1 pseudogene is annotated in these 897 nt (G+C 52.3%); it reads right to left on the bottom strand.

The features are described 5' to 3' along the window. A pseudogene (locus tag K787_RS24485) lies at window positions 1–650 on the bottom strand (hypothetical protein); the annotation flags it as partial. Window positions 651–897: the final 247 nt, after the last annotated feature.

The following is an 897-nucleotide window of genomic DNA, read 5'->3' as shown; positions in this document are numbered from 1 at the left end:
AAGCGCAAGCTGTTCTTGATCGAATAGTCCGTTTTCCCATCATCGGCGATAAAGCCGTACGGTATACAGACGCCCGGCCCCTTGGGCACCTCATACAGGTCACGTGGCCGAAAACGGCCGATCAATTCCTTGAAGGCCTCGATGCCCTGAGCACCTGCTTGGCGCATGGCGAAAAAGTACACCCGCTGATTGCGATAGAGGTAGCCATAGGCGGGGTAGTCTGGCCCTCCCAAGAAGGAGGCATCTGGGATACCAAGATCGTGCTCAGTTGGAATAATGAGGGAAATGTCTTCCCGGATTTTCAACAAGTCTTGCTCAACACCGTCTATGTAGTCCTGTGGGATATCAACACCTTCAGCCACTTGCTGGTTTAGAGAGTCAATCATGCTCACATAAGTTTCGGCTTTTTTGATGAGGCTTTCCCGGTAAAGCTTGACGGACCCTTTCTGATAACGAATGGCACCTTCAAACTCAGAGCGTTCGACGATATCGCTGACGCGAATGACTACTCCGTTAAAGTCATACCACCCTGAGTCGCCTTTGGCGGCCACTGCGGAAGTGAAGTTATGTCCACCGCCCGTAGAGATGCGGAAAGTGCGTTCAGCATCATAGGTAGCCCATTCCACCTCCTCAGGAACATCAAAGGTCAATCTACCCAAGCATTCCTGGCGAGGCGTCTCTGCGAATACCACGCTAGTGGCAAGACAGAGGGCACTGGCGAGAACAGGTTTAATCATGTTTGTGAACCAAACCACGCCCGCCCAAGGGAGATACGGTGGCCTTCTTGGAGCTGACTGAAAACAGAGCTATTTATCAAGGGTCACCTGAATGGTTTTGCTCAAGGCTTTCCAGCGCGGCAGGACTTCTTCCGGTGGTGGGGTGAACTCAGTGAGGTCA

Origin of the sequence: Halopseudomonas pelagia CL-AP6, assembly GCF_000410875.1 — a bacterium.
Classification (GTDB): domain Bacteria; phylum Pseudomonadota; class Gammaproteobacteria; order Pseudomonadales; family Pseudomonadaceae; genus Halopseudomonas; species Halopseudomonas pelagia.
This window is presented reverse-complemented; position numbering and strand designations above follow the sequence as displayed.